Raw genomic sequence first — 24,547 nt, forward strand, 5'->3', positions numbered from 1 at the left:
GGCCGGCGCCCACCGCCGTCGGGCTATGGTTGATGAGGGGACATATCACTGTGGGAACCGTCCCGTCCACCGGGTAAAAGGGGAGAAGTGCTGGCACTGGTACGTCACGGGCAGACCGACTGGAACGCTGAGGGCCGGCTGCAGGGGCATACGGATGTGCCGCTCAACAGCGTGGGCCGACGGCAGGCGCGGGACGCCGGCACCTGGCTCGCCGAGAGCAATTGGGACGTACTCGTGTCCTCGCCGTTGGGTCGCGCCATGGAGACCGCCCGCATCATCGGCAGCCAGGTGGGCCTGGAGCTGGCGGAAACCGTGCCGGACCTCTCGGAGCGCGACTACCGCGGCATCGAAGGCACCGTGCTGCGCGGCCTGGAACGGCCGGAGATTGACGCGCTCATGCGGGAGGCCGAGTCGGAAGCGGAGGTGGCCGCCCGCGGTATCGCCGGCCTGCAGGAAGTGCTCCGCACCTACCCGGGCCGCAACATCATCGTGGTGGCCCACGGCACGATCCTGCGGCTCACGCTGAATCTCCTCCACGGCACGCCGCGCGGCTACATCGCCAACGGTGAGACTGTGGGATTGGATCCCGACCTGGTGCTCGGCTACCGGGCGGACCCGGACCAACTGGCCGCCGCGCGCTCCTGACCGGACTGGTGCCCGGGTTCGGCCGCCGAACGGATGACGGGGCGGACGGATGATGGGGCCGGGGCCACCAGCTGCCGTGGAGCGGCCGGGTTCCTAGCCCCCGTCCAGGTGCCGGTGCAGGACGGCCACCGCATGCGCGGACAATTCCTCCCGCGGTGCGCACCAGTCCACCCAGCGGTGCAGGAAGGCGGTGACCTCGCCCGGATCAACCGGCTCCAGTCCCCCTTCGGCCAGCACGCTTTCGCTGATCAGATCCAGCTTGACCGGGCTCACCCGGGTGAGGCGCCCGCCGTCGTAATCCCAGCCGTAGCCAAGGACCAGGTTCACCATGGCGCGTTCGGCGGGCGACTCGCGCCCGGTCTCCCGCACATAGCGGGCGGCCGTCTCCTCGATTTCCTCCTGCCGGAGCGCCTCGAGTTCTTCTTCCCGGACAGGCCCTGGTTCAGGGCCGCCGGACGGCAGCGTGCCGGCGGCGGGCGCGTCAGCGGCCTCGGCCCCGGTGCCCGCCGCCACAGTTGTCCCGGCCGCTGCCCCCGCCCCCGCCTCGGCGTCGTCGAGCTGGGCATAGTCCTCGTCGGAGAGCCAGTCTTCGCTCTCGTCCTCGGTGTCGTCCGCGAGCTCGATGATCGTCCGCAACCACGCCTGGGCCACCCAGCGGCGGGCACCGAAGTCCTCGTCCACCATGTGCTCCGGCAGGTCCGTCGAGGCGTCCAGGCCTTCCCAGGCGTCCAGCGCGGCGCCCGTCAGGTCTGCGTCGGCGTCAAGCACCAGCCCGGCTTCCTGGGCGTCCGCGTTCAGGTCTTTGAGCGCGGCGGCCGGATCGTCCACCAGCCCGGTTTCCATCACCGTGCCGCCGAAGATGTTCCCGTCCAGCAGCGCCAGCAGCCCCACCTTCTCGGTGCCGGTCGTGAATTCGAAGAGCATGTTGGCTTCGTCGCCGAAGACGTCCGCATAACGGTGCAGGGCCGTCACGGCCACCGGATGCTTGGCCCATTCCGGCTCGGTGAACCCGTCGGCCACTAACCGGTCGGCCAGGGTTTCGGCGTCGCGGCGCATGTCCGGACGATCGATCAGGAAGGCCAGCGCGCGCAGCATCGGCACGGTCCCGGGGTTGGTGCGGTCCTCGGCCACATCCAGCCAGGCGTAAAACAGCTCATGACGGCGCTGCTGGCCGGATGCGTCGGCGGTGTCCCACAGGTCCAGCAGGTACCCGGCCAGGGAATGAGCGTCGATGGGGCTGGGCGAGTCCAGTGTGTCGGCGAACGGCCGCTCCAACTCGCGGTAGAGCTCCAGCAGCGGGTCGCCGGCCGGCCCGCCCTGCGGGCCACCGAACCGGCTGTTCTTCAGCTTTTTGGGCTTGCGCTTGCGGCTCACAGGGCTCATGGCACGAGTGTGCCACGACCGCCGCCGCGAAGGTACCACCGGGCTGGTCCCGCGGCCGCGGCGCGTATCGGCTCATCGGCCGCGCATTCCGCAGAGGGCTTCGTGCGGAACGTCTGCCCCGGATGTAAGACTGGCCGCATGCCGTTTTACCAGGACGCCTCCGCCACCGAACCGCTGACGGCCATTCCCCTGGTCCAGCGCACCAAGAGATGCTTCCAACTCGCGGCGCCGATTTTCTACCGGGCGGAAGCAACTTCCCCCGTGGTCCGGATCGAGGCGCACGATCTTTCCGCCGGGCTCGAGCACAATTCCACCGACCTGGCGTCGGTGCCCACCTGGATGTGGGGACTCATCGCCAGCTATGGCCGGCAGACCGCTCCGGCCCTGCTGCACGACCAGCGCACGACCATGTGTTCCATCATGCCGGGCGACCAGGCGCTGCAGCTGCGCCGCATCTACGACGAGGAATTCCGCCGCGCCCTGCTGGACACCGGGGTGGCTGCCTTGCGTGCCCGGTTGATGTGGGCGGTCGTGACGGTCCAGTCTTACCTTCAGCATGCCGGCGCCCGGGGCCGGCTGCTGACGGCGTCCGTCGGGGCAGGCGCCATCGGACTGATGGCCGGCGTCGTGCTCGCGGCTACCGGCGCCGGCTTGGTGCCCCTGGCCGCGGCTGTCCTCCTGACCGTCGCCCTCTGTTTGGCTTGGAGCCGCGACTGGGCGGTGGTCGCCGTCCTGGCTCCGGCGTTCGCGTTGTTCTCGCCCGTGCTGGCTGCAGCCGCTGCCGGGGCACTGCTGCTCTGGATCTGCGAAACGGCGTGGTGGGCGGCCGGCAAACCCTTCGCAAAGCGCCCCGATCCGCCACCCGTCGTCGGCCCCCTGGCCCGGACAACTCAACCGTGAGCCCGGGCGGTATTTCCCGGCTCCCGGGCCGGCTCCCGATGGCCGGCTCCCGGGCCCGAAACCGGTGCCGCCGAGGCCCGAAAGCGGCCGTTTGGTTTGATTGGCAAAACCAAACGGAAACGGCTAAACTTAAGGCATGCCCCCCAGCTCCCGCAAACAGCCCGATCCGGGCGTCATGATCCGTGACGCCGTGGCTCAAGTGGTGCGCTGGGCATCCCATGCGGAGACGCGTAAACAGCTGTTCGACCCGCGCGAGGTGGGCCTGACGCCCACCGACGTGGCCTTGCTCGAGTACATCGACGACAACGGCCCCGTCCGGGTCTCGGAACTGGCCTCGCAGCAGGGCGTGGACAAATCCACCATGACCCCGCAGGTCCGCCGCTTGGAGGACAAAGGGCTGGTGGACAAGCAGTCCGATCCGGACGACGGCCGGGCCACCCTAGTGACGGCGTCCACGGCCGGACGGCGGATGCACCGGAACATCGGCAAGGCCGGCGCGGCCGTCGTGGATGAGATCCTGGCGGATTGGTCCGACGAAGACCGCGAAGCTTTTGCCCAACTCTTTACCCGCTTCGCCGAGCAACTGCTGCGCGGCGAAGCGTCCACCCGAAGCGACTCAGAAAGGAACACGACCGGCGATGTCATCGAAGGCTCTTGAGCAAGGTGGCAAACACGATGTGCACACGCTTTCTACACGGTTGACCGCTACCCGGCAGCTGCTGACCCAGAAAGTACGGACCGCCGGTTTGCTGTTCCCGCTGCTGACCCTGGCCGGCACGGCCGTGTTCTGGTCCATCGTCTGGCTGCTGGACACCGCCCCCGTCCACGCCCTCTCCCCCGTCAACGCGTTGCTGCGGATCTACGGCACCGGCATCGCGGTCGTCGCCACGATGGTCATCGTCGGCGCCTCCGTCTGGCTGATCGTCAAGCGGTTGGGCTACGCCGACAGGTTCACCGAGGTTCTGTTCGAGCATGCCGACGACATCGGGCCGGTTCCGGCCGCGTCCGGCAGCCTGGCACGGAGCGCCACTGCGCCGGCGGCCGGCGGCGGCTTCGCTGCGCTGCCGTCCGCGGCTCCCCGGCTGCAGCTTGAGGCCGCCCGCACCGACCGCGGGGAGCGGCCGGTGTACGCACTCGCGGCCCCGGTGGCGCAAGCCGAAGCCACGCCCGACGCCCTGGCTGCGGCGGCACCGGGCGGGGAAAAGCCTGCCGCCGCCGAAAAGCGGGCGGCGGACCCAGCGACGGGATCGGTCTGCACCGCCCCGCCGCTGGCCAAGGGCAACCCGCTCAAGAAGGGCAAAGGCCGCCGGAAGTAGCGGCCCCACAATCCAATGGTCGGCGTCAGCGAACGGGCGCCGGCCATTATTCTTGCCCTACGGCACCCGCTGCCCGGGCGAAGCCCTGCTGTTGTCGGTCAGCCCCGGGACGGGTCCAGCTGGGCGGCAGCTGCCGCCTGGTGGTCCGGGTCGCCGGTGGCCATGGCATACAACCCGTAGTTGATCGGACCGGCCGACACCAGTTCGGCACAGTGCTCGGCCAGCCGCTGCGGCACCCGGCCGCCCTCGTCCCGGAAAGTCCGCACGGTCAATTCGAAGGCCTCGGGTGTGGACATCATGTAGTGCAGGCTGAAGTCCAGGGCCGGATCCCCCACCCTGGCGGTCGTCCAGTCCAGCACCGACTGGATCTCGGCGTTCTCGTCCAGCAGCAGGTGGGCCGGGTACAGCTCGCCGTGGCTGAAAGCGGTGAACTCCGGCCAATAGCTGTCGTCGCCCAGCCAGGCGTCCCACCGTCGCAGCAGGTCCGCCGCCACCCGGAACTCAGATCTCACTTTGTCCAGGTTGGTCCGCATCTCGTGACGGACCTCGGCGGCCGTCAAAGCCGGGATGCCGGCCTGGCGCGCCTCGTCCGCGCTGATGCGCTGCAGCTGGGCGATCAGCCGTCCCAACGACGCGCAATAGGCCGGCGACTCGCGGTCGAAGTGCCAGACAGGCTCTCCGTCTTCGAGCGTGAGGCCCGGCTCGCCCGGCAGTTCCGGGTAGGCGACCAAGCCGCGGTTTCGAATCCGCCAGTCCGGCACCGCCGCGGAAATCCTGTTCTTGACCAGGTTCAGGATACTGGCCTCGTCGGCCATCTTCGATGCGACGTCCGGCCGCCGCGGGATCCTGAGCACCCACCTCTTGCCGTCATGGGCGGTGGCGTAGGCCACCAGATAGTCCAGCCCGGCTTCGTTGAAACGTACCGACCGTGGATCGATGGCCAGCCCGTTTTGCGAGGCAAGGTCGGCGACGGAGTCCGGTGTGTAGTCGTGCGCTGCGCTCATGGGCACCTCCGGTCGGCTGTGTGCCACTGTAGCCACAAGCCCGTGCGGAGGCCATGCCAGCCCGCCACGGCGCCTGCCCGGCCCTTACTGCTCCCGCCTCACCGCCGCCGGCACAGCGGCAAGCACGACGGCGGTGCCCCGCCCCGTTAAGGGGGAGGCACCGCCGTCGACGGTTCCCGGAGGATGGCCGTCCTGATCGGTCAGCCGCGGTCCGCCACGTCGTCGGCTGCCACTCCCTTGCGCAGGGTGGCGCCGCGGAAGAACTCCGGGTTGCGCCGGTACATGAGCACCATCAGCACCGCCCCGAGCAGGATCACGCCGCAGCCGAGCACGAATACCAGGCCCAGGCCGCCGATCGAAGAACCGGAACCGTAGGCAGGATCCATCGAGTCCACGGCCGTCTGCACGAACATCACCAGCAGGATGACGCCTCCCAGCAGGGGCGCCAGGAACTTGAGCCCGAAGCCGCGCAGCGAGGCGAAGGCATCGGCCCGGAAGTACCAGACGCAGGCCAGGGCGGTGACGCCGTAGTAGAAGCAGATCATCATGCCCAGCGCGGTGATGGTGTCCCACAGCGCGTTTTCGGACATGATCCGGGTGACCGTGTAGAAGCCGCCGGCCGCCACCGCGGCCGCGACGGTGGCGTAGCTGGGAGACTTGTACCTCGGGCTGATCGTGGCGTAACCGGCCGGCAGCGCCCGATAGTGGCCCATGGCGAGCATGGTCCGGGCGGGCGAGACGAAGGTGGACTGCAGCGACGCGGCCGAACTGCTCAGCACGGCCAGGGACATTAGGATGGCGAACGGTCCCATCACCGGGCCGGCTAGCGTGGCGAAGATGCTCTCCTGGTTTGCCGGGTTGCCGGCGCCCAGGCCTTCGGAGCCAACGCCGGCGTAGGCCAGCACGGCCAGTGCCACGGTCATGTAGATCACGACGATGACCATGATGGTGACCGCGGCGGCACGGCCCGGCGTCTTTTCCGGGTCCTTCGTCTCCTCGTTCATGGTGAGGGTGACGTCCCAGCCCCAGAAGATGAAGATGGACAGCGAGATGCCGGCGGCGAAGGCCGAGAAGGATTCGACGCCGAACGGGTTGAACCAGTCCGCGGAGATCTCCAGCGCGTCGAACGCCGTGCCTCCCGCCACGTGGCCGAAGGCGGCCACGGCGAACCACACGAGCACCACCACCTGGAACGCCACCAGCACATACTGGAAGGTCTTGGTGGTTTCCATGCCCCGGTACGAGATCCAGCAGGCCAGTCCGATGAAGATCCAGGTGGTGGCGATGTTCAGCGGCAGGTTGTTGGTCAGGTCGGCGAGCGCTGCGTTGCCGGTGAGCTGGGCGAGCATCAGGTAGAAGAAGTCGACCGCCACCGCCGCCAGGTTGGAGAGCACGATCACCGTTGCGGCGATCAGGCCCCAGCCGCCCATCCAGCCCACCCAGGGACCGAAGGCACGGGTGGCCCAGGTGAAGGACGTGCCGGAATCCGGCATGGCGTTGTTCAGTTCCCGGTAGCCGAGGGCCACCAGCAGCATCGGAATGAAGCCCACCAGGAAAATCGCCGGCAGGTGCACGCCGACCTCGGCGATGGTGGGGCCGAGCGCCCCGGTCAGCGTGTACGCCGGGGCAATGCAGGAGACGCCGATGACGACGGCGCCGAGCAGGCCGACCGAACCGGATTTCAGGCCCTTCCGGCTCAGGCCGCCCCCGGTGCGCCCGGGCTTGGTGATGGTAGTGGTCATGGTCATGCCTCCTTGCGGCCGGCGCCGTCGGAATGTTCAGGCCCCGTGGGCTCGCCGGGATCTTCGGTACGTTGTGGGGCGCCCAGGTAGCCGCGCGGGACCACGATCATGGGCACCGGCAGCGCGCAGCACCTTGCTGGCCGTCGCCCCGAGGAACATCCGGTTGTGCGGCGCCAGCCGGCTGGAGCCGATCAGCATCACTTCGCCGTCGTCCCACTCCAGCGCGTCGATGGCGTCTTCGATCGAACGGCCTTCGGCGACGCCGGCGGTCACCCGGCCGGGCAGCACCGCTTCTGCCTCTGCCAGCCGCTCCTTCACGTGGGCTTGGGCGCGGGACACCGCATCCGCGTCGGAGGAATCCAGCGGCACCAGGGAGAGCAGCCGCAGGTCCAGGCCCCGTTGATGGCCGGCGTTCAAGGCGACCTGCATGACCTCGTCCGCGCCGGCCCGGTTGCCGATGCCCACCGTGATCCGCGAAACGGAGTCGGTGCGTCGGTAGCCGCGCGGCGCTAACGCCACGGGGACCGTGGACGCGTGGAGCAGGCCGCTGGCGACGGTGCCGACGCTGAAGCGGCGGAAAACACTGTTGCGCCCGGCACCGATCACGATCAGCGCCGCGCCGAATTCCTCGGCGGCGGCAATCAGGCCCTCGGCGTTGGAGTCGGCGGGGCAAACATGGGCGCGGGCCGGAACGTCGTCGGGCACCAGGTCCAGTCCCTCGGCCAGCCACTGCTCGATCTGCTCGGAGAGGATCCCGCCGAAGCCCGATTCCGGCCGCGGATAGGCGCCCGAGTAGGGCGAGGATTCGGGCAGCACCATGACCAGGTCGAGGCTGCCGCCCTGCCGGCGGGCCAGCGCCGTCGCGAGGTTAATTGCTTCGCGCCCGCTGTCCGTGGCGGTATAGGCCACAACGTAGCGTCGCATGCCTAGCCCTCCCGGCCGGCAGCGGGGACGAGTTCACCGGCGTCGGCCGTGTGCGCCGCCAGGATGCGGGCGGCGGTTGCGCGGCCCATCCGCACTGCGCCGTCCACGTGCTGGTAGCCAGCGCCGGCCAGGTCGGAACAGGACCAATGGATCGGTCCCACCGGGGTCGACTGGTCCTTGCCGTAGCGGGACAGGCCGCCCAGGTCGTAACTGGAGGCGTAGGCGCCGCGGGTCCATTCCTCGGATCCCCAGTCCGACTCGTAGTACACCACCGGATCCAGCGCGGCCGGGCCCAGGTAGTCGGCGATAGCGGAGAGGATCGCGGCCTTGCGCTCCCCCGCGCTGAGTTCGAACATCGCGTCGGCCTTCTCGTCGCTCACGAAGCCGACCAGGGTTCCGCGCGGGTCGCCGTGGTTGGTGTTGTCGTACACCTCCTGGACCACCGAGTTGGCGCCGAAGCACGTTCCCGAGAGGCCGTCCGCCCGCCAGAACGGCGTTTCGTAGACGGCGTGGACCTTGATCACCAAGCCCAGGGACTGGTGCTGGTGCATCTGATGCTGCCGGCGCGGCAGCGGCGGGTCGTAGGAGACGCGGGAATACAGGTTCGGCGGCACGGCCATCACGGCGTAGCGGGCCTCTACGGTGACACCGTCGGCGGTGGCGGTCACGCCGTCGTCGTCCCAGCGCAGCGCGCGGACGGGAGCGTTGAGCACGACGTCGTCGCCCAGCTCTGCGGCCAGGCGCACGGAGACCTCCTGCATGCCGCCCACCACGCGCTTGTCCAGGATGAACTCGTCGTCGACCAGGTTGCTGAAGGAACCGGCGGATGCGGCCATCAGCACCGCCTGCAGCACCGAGAACGAGTGTGCGGGCTTGGTCAGCATGCCCCCGGCCACGAACAGCCCGATGTTGTTGCAGGCCTCCTCGTCCGCGGACTGCTGGCGCAGCCACTGGTCGAAGGAGATGGTGTCCAGCTCGCGGGCCTTCGGGTGCGCCCACGGTTCCTCGGCGCCGACCTCGCCGGCCAGGTCGTCCAGCAGCCCGATCAGGCGGTTCATCTCGGACTCCGTGGAGGCGCTGACCGGAAACATGGCGCCGGTGTAGCGCTTGGCTTCGCCGGTGGGGTCCAGGTAGATGCTCTCGCCGTCGCGGTAGCGGCTGTAAGTCTCCAGCCCCAGCTCGTCAAGCAGCTCCAGCAGGGCCGTCTGGTCCGGCGAAACCCACTGACCGCCGATCTCGAGCATGGCCCCATCCACCACGTCGGTCCAGGTGCGGCCGCCCACGCGGTCACGCGCCTCCAACACGGCCACGGACATGCCCGCCCGCTTCAGGTCCCGCGCCGCGGTCAGCCCGGAAGGCCCGGCGCCGATGACTACTACGTCCCGCTTCAACTTGCTCACTGTGTTCAACTCCCATTCGTGCCGTGGCGTCCGGCCGCTTGGCTGCCTGGCCCCGCCGCTAAATGAACGACATTCATTTAGCGACAACACTGTAACCCGTGCCACAGCCTTTTGGAAACCGGTGCCTCCACTGACGTTCGGAAAGCGTTGCGTAGGATGGCCCTAAAGGCCGCACCGCCGCGGCCCGCACGGCCGAGGGAAGAGGGAGCCCGTGGTAACAGCACGCCCAGCCGGCGAGGACGCCCCCGTCCGGAACGGGAACCGACCCGCCGGCCGCCCCGTGCAGAAACTGCTGTCCAAGGAACTGATGACGACGGCGGCGCTCGGCCTGATCGAATCGCGCGGCTACGAGGGGCTCACCATGTCGGCCCTGGCGCGAACCCTCGGCGTGGCCCCCTCCGCGCTCTACAACCACGTGGCGTCGAAACACGACGTGCTGCTGCTCCTTCAGGACCACGTGATGGCCGGCGTGGACGTGAGCGTGTTTTCGGACCTGGAGTGGGCGGACGCGGTGCGCCGCTGGGCCTGGTCCTACCGCGACGCCTTCACCCATCACGCCCCGCTGATTCCCGTGATCGCGGTGCTGCCCGTCACCGGCGCCCCGCACACGCTGGCCATGTACGAGGCCGTCACCGCCGGCTTCCTGAGGGCCGGCTGGCCGGAGCCGCAGGTGGTGCCGGCGATCGTGGCCCTGGAATCTTTTATTTTCGGGTCAGCCTTCGACGTGACCGCACCGGCGGACATCTTCGAATCGGGCGAGCTCGCGGCGGCGAACCCGGCCTTCACCTCAGCCGTGCGGTCGCAGGATGCCGGCCCCGCCGGGTCGGCCGCCGACGCTGCCTTCCGGCTGGGCCTGGAGGCGCTGATTGCCGGCCTGGCGATGCAACTCGAGGCCGCCCGCTCCGCCTGACGCCTGGTTGAATCCCCCGCTACACCCCCTGCCCCTCCATCGAGAAGTCAGATGACGCCCTTTTCAGGCCCGAAAAGGGCGTCATCCGAATAGTGGTGTTCGGGGAGAGTTGGCCTGGCGGTAGCAGTGGGGGGACGACGGGGCGGAAGTGGGTCTTCCGAGTGGGGGGGTGACGGCGGCGGGCAGAAGCGGGTCTTCCGAGTGGGGGTGAAAGGGCGTCTTTTGGGGCCCGCCTTTTCCGCAGGAAAAACCATTAAAGCGCAGCGAAAGTGCATCGTTTACCCACCGGGGGAAGCATTCCCCGACAGGTGTCGCAGGATTGGCAAAAGCCAGCCGTTTGGGGGCTTTCGGCTTGCTAATTTTCTTGAAGAGCTGGCGAGGTGCCAGCCGGCCGCTGGCCAGAATGCCAGCGATTCAATCGCACAGGAGTTCCCATGCTTTCCATCATCGCCACCCTTCAGACCCTCGGTTTCTCCGTGAAGAACCGCCTCCAGCGCGAGGAGACCGGCGCCACCGCCGTCGAATACGCCCTCATGGTTGGCCTCATCGCCGTCGTCCTCATCACCGGCCTCCTCATCTTCGGCCCGCAGCTGAGTGACTTCTTCAAGAACCTCGGCGGCCAGCTGAACCTCGATGGCAGCAAGACCCCCAAAAGCTAATCCCGGATCGAACGTATCCACCTCCCAGGTGGCTGGGACGGCGGCACTGTTTGCCCCCGCCCCAGCCACCGAACCGTGAAAGAGCAACACATGAAGCGCATGACATCGGAACGCGGAGCGGCCGCCGTCGAGTTCGCCCTGGTCTTGCCGGTTCTGTTGTTGCTGCTGTTGGGGATTGTCGAGTTCGGACGCGTCTACAACGCCCAGATGCAGCTCACCGCTGCGGCACGGGACGGGGCGCGCGTGATGACCATCAACAGCACGCCGTCCAGCGCGGCGGAATCCCGGGCGGCAGTGATCGCCTCGGCCCCTGCGCTAAACCCGCGGATTGCACCGGAGCAAGTAACCGTCGCCGTTTCCCCCAGTGCCACCGGTGTCTGTGCTCCGGGATCGGTCGCCACCGTCACCGTGGCCTACCCCATGAATTTTCTCTCCGGCCTCTTCGGGGCCAGCATCACCTTGACGGGCAAAGGAGTCATGCAGTGCAGCGTCTGAGCGACGAACGCGGCGCCACCGCCGTCACCACCGCCCTTTTCATGGTGGTGCTGCTCGGCATGGCCGCCGTCGTCCTGGACATCGGGGCGCTGTACTTCGAGCGCGCCCAGTTGAAGAACGGCGCCGACGCCGGCGCGCTGGCCGTCGCCCAGAACTGCGCGGCAGGCCACTGCGATGCGGACTTCACGGCCCTCGCCACCTCGCTCGCCAACCAAAACGCGAACGACGGCCTGGCTAACGCCAGCGTCCAACTGGACCCCGCCGCCGCCACCGCCACGGTCACCACCACCACGCGGTCTTCCGACGGCCACTTCCTGGCCCAACACTTCGCGCCGATCCTCGGCCTGGGCGACTCCGCCTCCATCACCACCGCATCCCGGGCCCGCTGGGGAGCCCCCGTCGCCGGCACATCCGTCCTCCCCATCGCCATTTCCTACTGCCAGTTCCTGGGCATGCTCGACGGCGGCCTGCAGCGGGTGGAATTCAACCCGAACGGGCTGACAAACGCCGGATGTTCCAGCTCAACGGTGCCGGGCAGCACCGGGGCGGCCTACACGATCCCGGGCGGCTTCGGCTGGCTGAAGCAGGATCCGGCCCGCCCCTGCCAGGCCAAGATCAACATCGGCGCAACCGGCCTTCCGGGCTTCCCCGTCGATCCTGAGGTGGCCAGCGATACGGGAAACGATGTGCCGTCCGCCTGCAAGCAGACCAACATGCTGCAGCAGATTGCCGGCACCACCGTCCTGCTGCCGCTGTATGACAAGGTCGGCGGCCAGGGGACGAATGGCTGGTACCACATCATCGGATTCGCTGCCTTCAAGGTCACCGGCTGGAACTTCAGCAGCACGTCCCACAACAACCTCAGCCCGGCCTCCGTGCAGTGCACCGGCAGCTGCCGGGCACTCATCGGCGAGTTCGAAACGTTCGTGACGCTCGACGCCGGCGAACAAGACTTCATCTTCGGCGGCGCCAACAACACCTTCGGCGCCTCCCTCGTCACGCTTGTCCATTAGGAGCACCGTCGGTGAAAAAGAGAATCATAGGCGCCCTGGCGGCGCTGCTGATGGCCGTCGTCGGAACCATGATGGTCCTCGCCTACATCGGCAGCGCCGATCAGCGCGCCCTGGCCGGCACGGAAACGGTGGAGGTCCTGGTGGTGGCCAATAACGTGCCGGCCGGCACCCCCGGCGAAGAGCTCGGCGCCTACGTTGCGGCCGAGCTGGTTCCGGCCAAGGTCGCCGCGGCCGGGGTAGTAACGGACGTGGAGAAGCTGGCCGGACAGGTCGCCACCGTCGACCTCGTCGCCGGCGAACAGCTGCTGGCGGCCCGCTTTGCCCCGCCCGCGGACCTGCAGGAACCGGGAACCGTAGCCGTCCCCGAGGGCATGCAAGAACTTTCCATCTCCCTGGATCCGGCACGCGTGGTCGGCGGTCAGTTGAAGGCCGGAGACACCGTGGGCGTCTTCGTCTCGATGGAAGACGGCCCCGGCGGCACCAAGGGCGTCACGCACCTGACCCTGCATAAAGTCCTGGTCACCCGGGTGCAGGGCGTGGCGGTCGCCGCCGAGTCCGGCGATGCCACCGTCCCCGCCAACAACGTGCTGGTCACCCTGGCGGTCAAGGCACCGGACGCCGAAAAGATCGTGTATGCCCAGGAGTTTGCCCGCACCTGGCTCTCGAAGGAACCGGCCGACGCCAGCGAAAAGGGAACGCGCCTGGTGGACGCGGACGAGGTCTACAAATGAGCCGCTACGTACTGGTCGGCACCGACGCCGACTTCGAACAACGCTTCGCTGCCGCCGCGGTAGGCTCGCTGGCCGGCCATACCCAGCTGTGGAACGGCGCGGGCCTCCCCACCGAACCCAACGATGTCTTCGCCGTGCTGTCCAACCCGCAGCTCCTTGATGCCGTGGTGCTTGGCCCCGGGCTGGCCACCGGGCAGGCGCTGGCGCTGGCGGCCGAGTTCGAATCCCAGCGACCCGAGGTTTCGCTGCTGCTGGTCGCGGGGCCGAGCCCCGACGTCGTGCTGGCCGCCATGCGCGCCGGCATCCGCGACGTCGTGGCTCCCGACGCCGAAGTCCGCGATATCGCCGCACTGCTGCACCGCGCGGTACGCAGCGCCAACCACCGGCGGCACAGCGTTCCCTCGTCCGATGGCCAGGCCGCGAACGGTCGCGTTGTCGCCGTCGTCTCGCCCAAGGGCGGCGCCGGGAAGACCACGGTGGCGACCAACCTCGCCGTCGGGCTGGCTGCCGCCTCGGAGCAGCAGACCGTCATCGTCGACCTGGACCTGCAGTTCGGCGACGTGGCCAGCGCGCTCTGCCTGGAGCCGGAGCATTCCCTGGTCGACGCCGTGCAGCCGAACGCGCAGAAAGACAGCATTGTGCTCAAGTCTTTCCTGGCCCGGCACCCCAGCGGGCTGTATGCGCTGTGCGCACCGCCGTCGCCGGCCGATGCCGATCAGGTCTCCGGCGAGCAGGTATCGCTGCTGCTGGACCAGTTGGCCGCGCAGTACGCGCACGTCATCATCGATACGTCCCCGGGGCTGTCGGAGCACACGCTGGCCGCGCTGGATCGCGCCACGGACTTTATCTTCGTGGGCGGCATGGACGTTCCCAGCATCCGCGGACTCCGGAAGGAGCTCGAAATCCTGCGCGAGCTGGGCATGGAACCGCTCACCCGCCACATCGTGTTGAACGGGGCGGATCCGCGCGACGGGCTCACCCGCCGCGACGCGGAGACCACCCTCGGCTGCAAAGTCGACGACGTCATCCCGGACACCCGCGCGGTCCGGATTTCCACCAACCAGGGCGTGCCGGTGCTCGAAAGCGCCCCGCGCGATCCTGCGGCCCGCGCTTTGCACAAGGTGGTGGACCGCTTTGCCCCCGCCCCGGCCGGCCTGCTCAAGCGCCGCGGCCGTCACCGAAGAGGATAGCCATGAACCTTGCCCAACGGCTTCAGGCAGTGCACGGCACCGCCCCGACAGCTCCCCCCGCCCGTGGCCATGCGGCCGAGCCTGCTGCAACGGCCACCCCCGCGCCGGCGCCGGCTGCTTCCGCGTCCGCTGCCGCCGCTCCGGCGGCGACTGCGGCGACTGCGGCGACGGCTTCGTCCACCGTGGGCGCGGCGCAGCCGGCCGTTGCCGGCCGCACGGCTCCCCCGGCCGCCCTTCCCCCGGCGCAGGATGCCCTGTCCAGGATGAAGGAACGTGCGAGCGCGGTCCTTTTCGAACGCATGGGATCACGGCTGCTGGATGCTTCCCTGGATGAGGACAAGCTGCATCTCGTGGTGCAGCAGGAGCTTGCCAAGGTGGTCGAGGAAGAAGAGAATTCGCTCAGCCATCAGGAGCGCCAGCGCCTGATCCGTGAAGTCAGCGACGACGTGCTCGGCTACGGTCCGCTGCAGCCGCTGCTGGAGGATCCGGACGTCTCCGAAATCATGGTGAACGGACCCGACATGATTTACGTGGAGCACAAGGGCAAGCTCTCGCGCAGTTCGGCCCGGTTCCTGTCCGAGGACCAGCTGCGCCGCGTCATTGAACGCATCGTCTCCCGCGTCGGCCGACGGATCGACGAATCGTCGCCGCTCGTCGACGCCCGCCTGGCCGACGGCTCGCGCGTGAATGCGGTCATTCCGCCGCTGGCAGTCAACGGGTCCTCCCTGACGATCCGGAAGTTCGCCGCGGACCCGTTCCAGGTCCAGGACCTCATTGGTTTCGGCACGCTTTCCCCGGAGATGGCCGCGTTGTTGGACGCCTGCGTCCGGTCACGGCTGAACATCATCGTCTCCGGCGGCACCGGCACTGGAAAGACCACGCTGCTCAACGTGCTCTCCTCCTTCATTCCGGCCGGCGAACGCATCGTCACCATCGAAGACGCCGTGGAACTGCAGCTGCAGCAGGACCACGTGGTCCGGCTGGAAAGCCGCCCGAGCAACATCGAGGGCAAGGGCGCGATCACCATCCGCGACCTCGTCCGCAACTCGCTGCGCATGCGCCCGGACCGGATCGTGGTGGGCGAGGTCCGCGGCGGAGAAACACTGGACATGCTCCAGGCCATGAACACCGGGCACGACGGATCGCTGTCCACGGTGCATTCGAACTCCCCCCGGGACGCCATCGCGCGCCTGGAGACCCTGGTGCTGATGGCCGGGATGGATCTGCCCCTGCGCGCGATCCGGGAACAGATCGCCTCCGCGGTGGACGTCATCGTTCAGTTGACCCGCCTGCGCGACGGTACCCGCCGGGTCACGCATGTGACCGAGGTACAGGGCATGGAAGGCGACATCGTGACGCTGCAGGACGCCTTCGTCTTCGACTACAGCGCCGGTGTGGATGCCAGCGGCAGGTTCCTGGGCAAACCCGTTCCGACCGGGGTTCGTCCCCGGTTTACCGACCGGTTCCGGGAACTGGGCATCGACCTGCCGGCCGACATCTTCGAGCCGGCAACCGGCCCGTTGCGCCCCCAGGCGGCGACGCGATGACCCCGGCGGTCCTCGTTGTAGGGATGCTGTTTTGCTACGGCTCGCTGGCGCTGCTGGTGTCAGCCGCCTTCGGTACGCGGTCCCTGCGGCTTTCTCCGTCCCGCCGCGGCGCCCCGGAACAGGGCTCCCGGCTCAGTGACATGGCCGCCCGCTCCACCGCTGCCATCGAACGGCTCCTGGCCCGCCGCCGGGAAGCCCCGGCGATGGCCGGCGCCCTCGAAGCCGCCGGGCTGAGGCTCACCCCCGCCGAACTGGTGGTCCTGGTTTTGTCCGGCGCCACGGTCGGCGCGGCCCTCGGACTTATGCTCGCGGGACCCGCCGCCGGCCTGCTCCTGGCTGTTGCGGCCCCGGCCGTCGCCAAAGGGGTCCTGGTCTTCCGCGCCGGCCGGCGCCGGGCGGCCTTCGCCGACCAGCTCGATGACACGCTCCAGTTGCTGGCCAGCGGCCTGCGTGCCGGCCACAGCCTGCTGCGCGCCGTTGACGCGGTCTCGGCCGAATCGGCGGCGCCGACGTCCGAAGAGCTGCGGCGGGTGGTCAACGAAACGCGGCTGGGCCGAGACCTCGGCGAATCGCTGCACGATACCGCCGGCAGGATGGGCAGCGAAGACTTCCATTGGGTCGCGCAGGCCATCGACATCCACCGCGAGGTAGGTGGCAACCTGGCCGAGGTCCTGGACCAGGTGGGCCAGACGATCAGGGAGCGCTCCCAGATCCGGGGCCAGGTCAAGGCACTCAGCGCCGAAGGGCGGATCTCCGCCCTGGTCCTGATGGTCCTGCCCTTTGGCCTCAGCGGGTTCCTGTTTGTGTCCAGCCCCGGCTACCTGGACAGTTTCACCCAGAGCCCGCTCGGTTTCTCCCTGCTGTTCGTGGCCGGAGCCTTGCTCGTCGCGGGCGGGATGTGGATGCGCAAAGTCGTCAGCTTCAAGTTCTAAGTTCAGCACCGTAAGTAAAGGAGTCCGCCGATGCCGCTGACTATCATGGTGGCTGCCGCAGCCCTGGTGCTGTCGCTCCCGCTGTTTGCCTGGTCCCTGTTGGGCGGGAAGCATCCCCAGCACGAGGCCATCCGGGCCAATTTGTCCCGTGGCCTGGCCGGGCCGCGCGCGGTCAAACGCGCCCGCAGGCGCCGGTTCGAGGCGCTGGCCACCCGGTTCACGCCGGCAACCTTTGCCCAGCGCTTGGAACGCCAGCTGGCGCTGGCCGGACGTCCCGAGGCCTGGCCGCTGAAGCGGCTCATGGTTGCCAAGATCGTACTTGCCGTGGCAAACATTGTGGTCGGGCTCCTGTACGTGGCCGCCGCATCCGCGGGGCCCAGCGTCCTGCTGGCGATCGTCATCGCCGTCGTCGCCTACTGCCTCCCTGACCTTCTGCTGCACAGCGCGGGCCAGAAACGCCAGGCAACCATCAGCGAGGAGCTGCCGGACACGCTGGACCAAATGACCATCGCCGTGGAGGCCGGCCTGGGCTTTGACGCAGCGGTAGCCCGGGTAGGAGCGAACGGTTCCGGCCCGCTGGCCGCCGAACTGATCCGCGTCCTGCAGGACATGCAGGTGGGCCGCTCGCGCCGCGAGGCCTACGACTCGCTGGCCGGCAGGACCACCTCGAAGGACCTGCAGCAGTTCGTTCGCGCCGTCATCCAGGCGGACGCCTACGGAGTTTCCGTCTCCGGCGTGCTCCGCACGCAGGCGGCCGAAATGCGCGTCAAGCGGCGCCAGCGCGCCGAGGAAAAGGCCATGCAGATCCCGGTCAAGGTAGTCTTCCCGCTGATGTTCTGCATTCTTCCGGTGCTTTTTATCGCGCTGCTCGGCCCTGCGGCACTGAACATCATCGCCACCCTGGGCGGCTGACCGAGGACCGGCAGGCACGTCGGCAACCTCAGCAATCCCGCAACATTAGCCAAAGAAACCGGAAAACCGGCAGACCGGCCCGACATCTGAAAGTAGTCTCGAACCATGCCCACCCCATCCACCCACTGTGCACCGACCGGGCTGGCCCCGGCCGGGACCCGCCCCGCGCGGGGCCTGTCATGATGACCACCGACCAGCACCTCGCCCTGCCGCTGGTTGACCGCGCGGTAGTGGAAGACCTTGGCGACGGTTTGGCCGACCACGGCATCGCCCGTGGCTTGGTCCAGGACTTTTCCGAAGCATGGCCGGAACGGTTCAGCTGCCTGGAAACCGCGTTGGACAGCCAGGACCGGACCGATTCCCTGGACGCAGCCCTCAGCCTGAAGACCGCCTCGATGATGGTGGGTGCCAGCCGACTGGCTTGGCTGGCCGGCAAGGTGGAGGATCATATTCGTGCGGCGGATTTCACCGAGGCAACCGCCATGCTTGGTCTAATCCAGCAGTGCGGTGCGGCCACGATCAGGGAAATGCAGGGAATGAGGGCCGAGGGAGGAGCACCCGCTACAACGGGCGCTGCGGAGCCAACCGATAACCGATTCCCCGCACCGTAACGAGCCAGCGCGGGCGGTGCGGATCTTCCTTCAGCTTGCGCCTCAGATTGCCCACGTGGACTTCGATCGCCCGCTCATCGGCTTCGCTGATATAGGCATCCTCGGGGTAATAGTCCCCGCGCACTACCTTGACCAGTTCGGCCTTCGAGCGGACCGCCCCCGAGCTGCGCAGCATCTCCTGGAGCACGTTGAACTCGCTCCTGGTCAGCCGCAATTCCTCGCCCTCGCGCGACGCCATACGTCGATCGGAATCAAGGATGAGCCCATTGTGCTCGAGGATTCTGCTGTCGGCGGGCGGGGCCGCCGGCAGCGGCGGTGCGTTGGCCGGTGTGGCTTCCAGCGGATGGGGGGTGCGGGGCCGGCGCATCATCGCATGGATCCTGGCCCGCAGCTCGCGGGGACGGAACGGTTTGGTCATATAGTCGTCCGCGCCAAGCTGCAACGCCGTGAGCGTGTCGAGTTCTTCGTTCCTGCTGGTGAGCATCACGATGTAACAGTTGCTGAACTGGCGGATCCGCCGGAGCACTTCGAAGCCGTCGATGTCCGGCAGCGAGATGTCCAGGGTGACAACGGTGGTGATCCGTTGCCGCACGGCATGGATCCCTTCCCGCCCGCTCGCGGCCGCCTGCACGTCGAAGCCTGATTGCAGGAGGACGGCGCTCACAAGATTGCGGATGTCCACGTCGTCTTCGATCACTACGGCCGCACCCGGGTCACTCATTATGCATCTCCTCCCTGCACGGTCCGCGTCGGGCTCATGCCCGAAGGCCATCCGGGCCTCTGCAGAAGCCCGGATCTCTGATACTCCTAGAGGTTAATCGATTCGTACTACTGTGAGCCTATGTCGGGCAGCAATGTGATGAAAGGGTGACCAACGATTCACAGACCCGAGGGACCTCAAGGAACAAGGGCTGTGGCCTGTGGGCGGGCCCGGTGACCATGCTGTTGCCGCTCGTGCTTGCCGCGCTCGGGGCCCTGGCCGGCTGGTGCGTCTTCGCGCTCGCCCGCCGGGAGAACCGGACAACACTTCCTGTCGCGTGGCGCTGGCCGATGGCGGCTGTCACGGGCATCCTCTGCGGCCTCCTTGCTCCGGCCCGGGAAGCGGCAGAGCTTCCCGCCTTCGGCCTTCTCGCCGTCCTGGGCGTGCTGCTGGCCGCGATTGACCTGCGGCACAAGTTGCTGCCGAATCGCGTGGTCCTTCCGTTCCTGGGGACGGCAGTGGCTCTGCTGCTCCTGCCTGCCTTGACGGGCTCCGCGTGGCAGCCGGTCCTGGCCGGGCTGCTCGGCTCGCTGGCGATGTTTGCCGCCTACCTGCTGGCGGCCTTGATCAAGCCCGGCGGCATCGGCATGGGAGACGTGAAGCTTGCTGCCGTCGTGGGCCTGTATGCCGGCTACGACGGCGCAGCGGCCTGGGTGGCCGTGCTGCTGGGGGCGTTCCTGCTGAACGCCGCGGCCATCGTCCTGCTCATGCTGGCCCGCGTGCTGCGGCGGGATTCGGACATCCCGTTTGGCCCGTCCATGATCACCGCCGCGCTCGTGGTCGCGCTGGCCGGCCCGCTGCCCGGATAGTCCCGGGCTTACAACAGCCGCCGCGCACCGTCCGCGGAGATGACGGTGAACAATTCCGGGCGCCGGAAGCCGCGCGAAGCGAACGCCCGCAAGACCGCATCCCGCACCGCATCCACCTCGTTTGCCGGGACCAGGGCGATGGCTGAACCGCCGAATCCCCCGCCGGTCATGCGGGCGCCCAGGGCGCCGTTCGCCTGTGCAATCTCCACGGCCAGGTCCAGCTCCGGACAGGAAATTTCGAAGTCATCGCGCATGGAAACGTGGCTGGCGTCCAGCAACCGGCCGACGGCCGCCGGTCCCTCGGAGCGCAGCGCTTTCACGGTTTCCACCACGCGCACGTTCTCGGTAACGATATGCCGGGCGCGGCGGAAGGTCTCCTCATCGAGCAGCCGTTGAGCTTCCGGCAACCGGTCGAGCGGCACGTCGCGCAGCAGCGGCACACCCAGGGCTTCCGCGGCCCGGTTGCAGGAGTCGCGCCGGCTGGCATAGTCACCGGTGGCATGAGCGTGCGAAACCTTGGTATCCATGACCAGGCACGCCAGGCCCGCAGCCTCGAGGTCCAGCGGCACCAGTTGGACCTCTTCGCTCCGGCAGTCCAGAAACACCGCGGACCCCGCCGCCCCGAACAGGGAGGCGTACTGGTCCATGATGCCGGTGGGCGCACCGACCACCTCGTTCTCCGCGCGGCGCCCGGCGGCAGCCAGATGTGCCCGGTTAAGGCGGACCCGATCCAACACCGCCCGGTCCGTCCCCTTCGCGTCCGACCCCGTCGGATCCAGCGCGGGATCGGCCCGCCGCTCTCCCACCAGTTCGGCCAGGCCAAGGGCCACCGCGCATTCCAGCGCGGCAGACGAGGACAATCCGGCGCCGACCGGAACGTCCGAGTCCACCAGCAGGTCGAAGCCGGGCAGGCGTACTCCCGCCTGCTCCAGCGCCCAGGCCACTCCCAGCGGGTACGCCGACCAGCCGGAAACCGCGCCCGGGCCGAGATCATCCAGCCCGACTTCCACCGCCTCGGCGCGCGGCAGGGCCGAGGCCACCCGAACGGTGCGGTCGCCGCGCACGGCGAGCGCCGCCGTCGTGATCTTGTCGATGGCGAACGGCAGCACGAAGCCGCCGTTGTAATCGGTGTGTTCGCCGATCAGGTTGGCCCGTCCCGGTCCCGCCCAGACCCCGTCCGGGTCGCGCCCGAACCGTGCGGCGAAGGCGTCGGCGGTGCGTGCGGCCAAAGCTTCGGCGGTCACGGGGCCTCACCGCCGGCGCCCCCGCCGACCTCCCCGCCGGCTGCCCCTGCGGCCCCGGCCCCTTCGCCCGCCGCGCGTGTCCCGCCCGGCCCGTCGCCGCCTGCACCCGGGATGCGGCGCGGATCCGCGTCCCGCAGCGCGGCGGCCACCTGCTCCGGGAGGGTGTCGTTGATGAAGGCGCCCATCGCTGCCTCGGAGCCCGCCAGGTACTTCAGCTTGTCGGCGGCCCGGCGCGGCGAGGTCAGCTGCAGGTGCAGGTAGCCCGCTTCCCGCAGCGCGCGGGCGACCGGCGCCTGGTGCCAGGCGGCGATGTACGGGGTGGGGCTGTCGTAGAGCGCGTCGAACCGGCCCAGCAGCTGCGGGTACAGCACCGCCAGTTCGTCCCGCTCCGCACCCGTAAGCCCGGCGAGGTCCGCGACCTGCCGGTGCGGCACCAGGTGCACCTCCAGCGGCCAGCGCGCGGCGAACGGCACGTAGGCGCTGAAGTGTTCGCCTTCGAGCACCATCCGGGAGCCGTCGGAGCGCTCGCGGCCGAGCACCGCCCCGGTCAGCGTCTGCCGCCCGCCGGTGGCGTCGAAGTGTTGCCGCGCGGCCGCGGCCATGACTGCCCCGCGGGGCGGGAGGTAGGAGTAGGCGTAGATCTGGCCGTGCGGATGGTGCAGCGTCACGCCGATCTGCGCGCCGCGGTTTTCGAAGCAGAAGACCTGCGCAATCCCGTCCATCGCGCTGAGCGCCGCGGTCCGGTGCGCCCACGCGTCGATCACGGTGCGCACGCGGCGGGCGTCCAGCCCGGCGAATGAACCGGTATGCGCAGAGGTGAAGGAGACCACCTCGCAGCGCCCGCTGGCGGTGTAGGCGCGGCCCCACTCCGGGTCCTCGGGCGTCGCCAGCAGGTCCGGCCCGAGCGACGGAAACCGGTTCTCGAACACGGCCACGTCATAGTTCGCCGCCGGGATTTCGGAGGCGTAGTCCGGCGTGCTCGGGCACAGCGGGCACGCGTCCGCCGGCGGCAGGTAGGTGCGGGTCTGCCGGTGCGCGGCCAGCGCCACCCACTCCCCCGTCAGCACGTCGTAGCGCAACTCCCCCACCGGCGGCCGCTCCGGCAGGTCCCGGGTGTCCTGCGATTCCCGCGGAACCGGCCGCGCGCCGTCGTCGAAAAACAGCAACTGGCGGCCGTCCGCCAACCGGGTAGCAGTCACCGCGGTGACCGGTTCTGCTTCCGGAACAACGACGGCGGTGCCCGCCCCGTGCGTGGCACGATCCACGGTGATTCGCTCAGGCACGGCGCCGCTTCGCCGCACAGGTCACGCAATATTGTGCTTCCGGCCGGATCTCCAGGCGCTCGCGCGGGATGGGGTTGCCGCACGAGGCGCACGTGCCATAGGTGCCGGCCGCGAGCCGGGCCCGGGCCGCGGCGATGTCCGTCAGCGCCTTTTCCGTGCTGGCCAGCAGCGCCACTTCGCGCGCGCGTTCCAGCGTGGCCGTCGAGCCCTCGGGGTCGTGTTCGTCGTCGGCCGGGACGTCCCGGGTGGCGGCGGTGACTTCGGCAATGTCGACCGTGAGGCGCTCCACCTGGGCGCGGTCCGACGCCTCGCGGGCGTCCAGCAGCGCGGCGAAGTGCTCCACATCCTGGTGGGTCAAGCTCTCGCTCATCTGTGCCTCCCGTCGGCTGGACGGTCCGGCAGGTCCGGACCGGGGTGCCCCTAGAATACGCCGTTGCCGCGGTACATGGGGTGGACGCCCGGCACGGGAGGCCCCGGCCGCCGCGGCTGCAGCGGACAGCCGGTCAGCCCGTCAGCCGGTCCGCCGGTCAGCCGTTGAGCTTGCCCGCCATCCGCTCCCGCATCGCCACACTGGCCGAGTTCAGCCCGATGATCCGCACGTCCTTGCCGTGGGCGCGGTACTTCTCGGTGATCGCGTCCAGTGCCGCCACGGTCGAGGCGTCCCACAGGTGCGAGGCGTGCATGTCGATGACGACCTTGTGCGGGTCCAGTGCGTACTGGAACTGGGTGTAGAGGTCGTTTGAGGACGCGAAGAAGAGCTCGCCGTCGACCACGTAGGTGGCCGTCTCCTCGCCGTTCAGTTCCAGCACCGTCCGCTCCACGGTCACCAGATGCGATACCCGGTTGGCGAACAGCACCATGGCGGTCAGCACGCCGAGCCCGACGCCGATCGCCAAGTTGTTCGTGGCGACGGTGGCGATGACGGTGACGAGCATGACGGCGGTCTCGCTCTTCGGCATCATCTTCAGGGTCGAGGGTTTGATGCTGTGCCAGTCGAACGTCGCCCAGGACACGAAGACCATCACGGCCACCAGGGCCGCCATCGGGATCAGCGCCACGATGTCGCCGAGGACCACCACGAGGATGAGCAGGAACAGGCCGGCGAGGAAGGTGGAGAGGCGGGTGCGGGCTCCGGAGGCCTTGACGTTGATCATGGTCTGGCCGATCATCGCGCAGCCGCCCATGCCGCCGAAGAATCCGGTGATGATGTTCGCCGCGCCCTGGCCCCAGGACTCGCGGGTTTTGTTGGAGCGGGTGTCCGTGACGTCGTCGACCAGCTTGGCCGTCATCAGCGATTCGAGCAGCCCCACGAAGGCCATCGCCAGGGCAAACGGGAAGATGACCTTCAGGGTTTCCAGGGTCAGCGGTACTGCCGGGAAGAACAGCGCGGGCAGGCTGTCCGGCAGCTCGCCCTTGTCGCCAACGGTCGGCACGGCGACGGAGGCGAACACCGTGATCAGCGTCAGCACCACGATGGCCACCAAGGGCGCGGGCACCGCGTTGGTCAGCTTCGGAAGACCGAAAACAATCGCCAGCGCCAGCGCGGTCAGCGGGTACACCAGCCACGGAACGCCCAGCAGTTCAGGCACCTGCGCCATGAAGATCAGGATGGCCAGCGCGTTGACGAACCCCACCATCACCTGTCGCGGAATGAACCGCATCAGCTTGGCGACGCCAAGCACCGCCAGCAGCACCTGGAATACGCCGGCCAGGATGACGGCCGCCACCAGGTAGTCGAGGCCGTGGCTTTCCACCAGCGGGGCGATCACCAGCGCCACCGCGCCGGTGGCAGCCGAGATCATCGCCGGGCGGCCGCCTAGGAACGCGATCGAGACCGCCATGGTGAAGGAGGCGAACAGCCCGACGCGCGGGTCCACCCCGGCGATGATGGAGAACGCGATGGCCTCGGGGATCAGGGCCAGTGCGACCACGAGCCCGCCGAGCACTTCCGTCTTCAGCAGCCGCGGCGACTTGAGGGTGCGCAGCACGGACTGGCGCTCCTCGGGAGTCAGCTCAGGACGGGCGGTCGCGATGGACACTATGGGGCTCCGATCATCGTGCGGGGATACCGGCCAATTCTACCGGCGCCCCTGGCCCGCCCGACCGTCGCTTCCGCGGGCGCTGCCGATCACCGCTG

At 68.8% G+C, this 24,547-nt stretch carries 25 protein-coding genes; 15 read left to right on the forward strand and 10 right to left on the reverse strand.

Annotated features, from left to right (window positions below):
• The first annotated feature begins 87 nt into the window (after positions 1-87).
• Entirely contained in the window at positions 88-645 is a 558-nt protein-coding gene (locus AC5RUP_RS04390) for a histidine phosphatase family protein (protein WP_494133498.1), read from the forward strand.
• A gap of 93 nt (positions 646-738) precedes the next feature.
• Here the strand turns inward: AC5RUP_RS04390 and AC5RUP_RS04395 are convergent, their stop codons facing one another.
• Positions 739-2,028, reverse strand: a complete 1,290-nt coding sequence (locus AC5RUP_RS04395; RefSeq protein ID WP_494158304.1) for a hypothetical protein — start codon at positions 2,026-2,028, stop codon at positions 739-741.
• A 138-nt stretch (positions 2,029-2,166) separates the two neighbouring features.
• Here AC5RUP_RS04395 and AC5RUP_RS04400 point away from each other — a divergent pair, with 138 nt between their 5' ends.
• From AC5RUP_RS04400 to AC5RUP_RS04410, 3 genes are all read left to right on the forward strand, one after another.
• Positions 2,167-2,928, forward strand: coding sequence for a DUF1353 domain-containing protein (locus tag AC5RUP_RS04400; RefSeq protein ID WP_494154941.1), 762 nt, complete (start codon positions 2,167-2,169; stop codon positions 2,926-2,928).
• A gap of 136 nt (positions 2,929-3,064) precedes the next feature.
• Entirely contained in the window at positions 3,065-3,586 is a 522-nt protein-coding gene (locus tag AC5RUP_RS04405; protein ID WP_494133501.1) for a MarR family winged helix-turn-helix transcriptional regulator, read from the forward strand.
• Complete coding sequence (locus AC5RUP_RS04410; protein ID WP_494158305.1) at positions 3,567-4,244, forward strand: hypothetical protein; 678 nt, start codon at positions 3,567-3,569, stop codon at positions 4,242-4,244. The genes AC5RUP_RS04405 and AC5RUP_RS04410 overlap by 20 nt, the downstream gene beginning before the upstream one ends.
• Before the next feature lie 98 nt (positions 4,245-4,342).
• Here the strand turns inward: AC5RUP_RS04410 and AC5RUP_RS04415 are convergent, their stop codons facing one another.
• The 4 genes from AC5RUP_RS04415 to AC5RUP_RS04430 form a co-directional block, all read right to left on the reverse strand.
• On the reverse strand, positions 4,343-5,248 hold the full coding sequence (locus AC5RUP_RS04415) for a macrolide 2'-phosphotransferase (RefSeq protein ID WP_494154058.1): 906 nt from the start codon (positions 5,246-5,248) through the stop codon (positions 4,343-4,345).
• 200 nt (positions 5,249-5,448) lie between these two features.
• Positions 5,449-6,990 (reverse strand): APC family permease, encoded by a 1,542-nt coding sequence (locus AC5RUP_RS04420; protein WP_494154057.1) that lies wholly within the window; start codon positions 6,988-6,990, stop codon positions 5,449-5,451.
• A 36-nt stretch (positions 6,991-7,026) separates the two neighbouring features.
• Complete coding sequence (locus AC5RUP_RS04425; protein WP_494154056.1) at positions 7,027-7,914, reverse strand: universal stress protein; 888 nt, start codon at positions 7,912-7,914, stop codon at positions 7,027-7,029.
• 2 nt (positions 7,915-7,916) lie between these two features.
• Positions 7,917-9,314, reverse strand: coding sequence for a flavin monoamine oxidase family protein (locus AC5RUP_RS04430; RefSeq protein ID WP_494154055.1), 1,398 nt, complete (start codon positions 9,312-9,314; stop codon positions 7,917-7,919).
• A gap of 211 nt (positions 9,315-9,525) precedes the next feature.
• Here AC5RUP_RS04430 and AC5RUP_RS04435 point away from each other — a divergent pair, with 211 nt between their 5' ends.
• From AC5RUP_RS04435 to AC5RUP_RS04480, 10 genes are all read left to right on the forward strand, one after another.
• Positions 9,526-10,224 (forward strand): TetR/AcrR family transcriptional regulator, encoded by a 699-nt coding sequence (locus AC5RUP_RS04435; RefSeq protein WP_494154054.1) that lies wholly within the window; start codon positions 9,526-9,528, stop codon positions 10,222-10,224.
• Positions 10,225-10,658: 434 nt separating this feature from the next.
• On the forward strand, positions 10,659-10,883 hold the full coding sequence (locus AC5RUP_RS04440; protein ID WP_494154053.1) for a Flp family type IVb pilin: 225 nt from the start codon (positions 10,659-10,661) through the stop codon (positions 10,881-10,883).
• A 90-nt stretch (positions 10,884-10,973) separates the two neighbouring features.
• Positions 10,974-11,378: a TadE/TadG family type IV pilus assembly protein gene (locus AC5RUP_RS04445; RefSeq protein WP_494154052.1), complete on the forward strand. Its 405-nt coding sequence runs from the start codon at positions 10,974-10,976 to the stop codon at positions 11,376-11,378.
• The gene (locus tag AC5RUP_RS04450; protein WP_494133509.1) at positions 11,366-12,391 is read left to right on the forward strand and encodes a pilus assembly protein TadG-related protein; all 1,026 of its coding nucleotides are present in this window, start codon (positions 11,366-11,368) and stop codon (positions 12,389-12,391) included. Before AC5RUP_RS04445 ends, AC5RUP_RS04450 begins: the two co-directional genes overlap by 13 nt.
• Before the next feature lie 11 nt (positions 12,392-12,402).
• On the forward strand, positions 12,403-13,122 hold the full coding sequence (cpaB, locus tag AC5RUP_RS04455) for a Flp pilus assembly protein CpaB (protein ID WP_494154051.1): 720 nt from the start codon (positions 12,403-12,405) through the stop codon (positions 13,120-13,122).
• Entirely contained in the window at positions 13,119-14,312 is a 1,194-nt protein-coding gene (locus AC5RUP_RS04460; protein ID WP_494154050.1) for a CpaE/TadZ family protein, read from the forward strand. Before cpaB ends, AC5RUP_RS04460 begins: the two co-directional genes overlap by 4 nt.
• A gap of 2 nt (positions 14,313-14,314) precedes the next feature.
• Positions 14,315-15,859, forward strand: coding sequence for a TadA family conjugal transfer-associated ATPase (locus tag AC5RUP_RS04465; protein ID WP_494158306.1), 1,545 nt, complete (start codon positions 14,315-14,317; stop codon positions 15,857-15,859).
• Complete coding sequence (locus AC5RUP_RS04470; RefSeq protein WP_494158307.1) at positions 15,856-16,791, forward strand: type II secretion system F family protein; 936 nt, start codon at positions 15,856-15,858, stop codon at positions 16,789-16,791. The genes AC5RUP_RS04465 and AC5RUP_RS04470 overlap by 4 nt, the downstream gene beginning before the upstream one ends.
• A 30-nt stretch (positions 16,792-16,821) precedes the next feature.
• Complete coding sequence (locus AC5RUP_RS04475) at positions 16,822-17,703, forward strand: type II secretion system F family protein (RefSeq protein ID WP_494154642.1); 882 nt, start codon at positions 16,822-16,824, stop codon at positions 17,701-17,703.
• A gap of 179 nt (positions 17,704-17,882) precedes the next feature.
• Positions 17,883-18,314: an Hpt domain-containing protein gene (locus AC5RUP_RS04480; protein WP_494069545.1), complete on the forward strand. Its 432-nt coding sequence runs from the start codon at positions 17,883-17,885 to the stop codon at positions 18,312-18,314.
• On the opposite strand, the gene AC5RUP_RS04485 is transcribed toward AC5RUP_RS04480, so the two are convergent.
• Positions 18,265-19,035: a response regulator transcription factor gene (locus AC5RUP_RS04485; protein WP_494069546.1), complete on the reverse strand. Its 771-nt coding sequence runs from the start codon at positions 19,033-19,035 to the stop codon at positions 18,265-18,267. The genes AC5RUP_RS04480 and AC5RUP_RS04485 overlap by 50 nt on opposite strands.
• A 146-nt stretch (positions 19,036-19,181) precedes the next feature.
• On the opposite strand from AC5RUP_RS04485, the gene AC5RUP_RS04490 reads away from it, so the two are divergent.
• Positions 19,182-19,883 carry a prepilin peptidase gene (locus AC5RUP_RS04490; protein WP_494154643.1) on the forward strand — a complete coding sequence of 234 codons (702 nt, stop codon included), beginning with the start codon at positions 19,182-19,184 and terminating at the stop codon, positions 19,881-19,883.
• A gap of 8 nt (positions 19,884-19,891) precedes the next feature.
• On the opposite strand, the gene AC5RUP_RS04495 is transcribed toward AC5RUP_RS04490, so the two are convergent.
• From AC5RUP_RS04495 to AC5RUP_RS04510, 4 genes are all read right to left on the reverse strand, one after another.
• Complete coding sequence (locus tag AC5RUP_RS04495; RefSeq protein ID WP_494158308.1) at positions 19,892-21,127, reverse strand: galactokinase; 1,236 nt, start codon at positions 21,125-21,127, stop codon at positions 19,892-19,894.
• Complete coding sequence (galT, locus tag AC5RUP_RS04500; protein ID WP_494158369.1) at positions 21,124-22,326, reverse strand: galactose-1-phosphate uridylyltransferase; 1,203 nt, start codon at positions 22,324-22,326, stop codon at positions 21,124-21,126. The genes AC5RUP_RS04495 and galT overlap by 4 nt, the downstream gene beginning before the upstream one ends.
• Before the next feature lie 76 nt (positions 22,327-22,402).
• The gene (locus tag AC5RUP_RS04505; protein WP_494092954.1) at positions 22,403-22,780 is read right to left on the reverse strand and encodes a TraR/DksA family transcriptional regulator; all 378 of its coding nucleotides are present in this window, start codon (positions 22,778-22,780) and stop codon (positions 22,403-22,405) included.
• Between the two features lie 157 nt (positions 22,781-22,937).
• Positions 22,938-24,449 carry a SulP family inorganic anion transporter gene (locus tag AC5RUP_RS04510; protein WP_494154509.1) on the reverse strand — a complete coding sequence of 504 codons (1,512 nt, stop codon included), beginning with the start codon at positions 24,447-24,449 and terminating at the stop codon, positions 22,938-22,940.
• Positions 24,450-24,547 lie beyond the last annotated feature (98 nt).

It is taken from the genome of Arthrobacter sp. Y3223151, assembly GCF_059091125.1.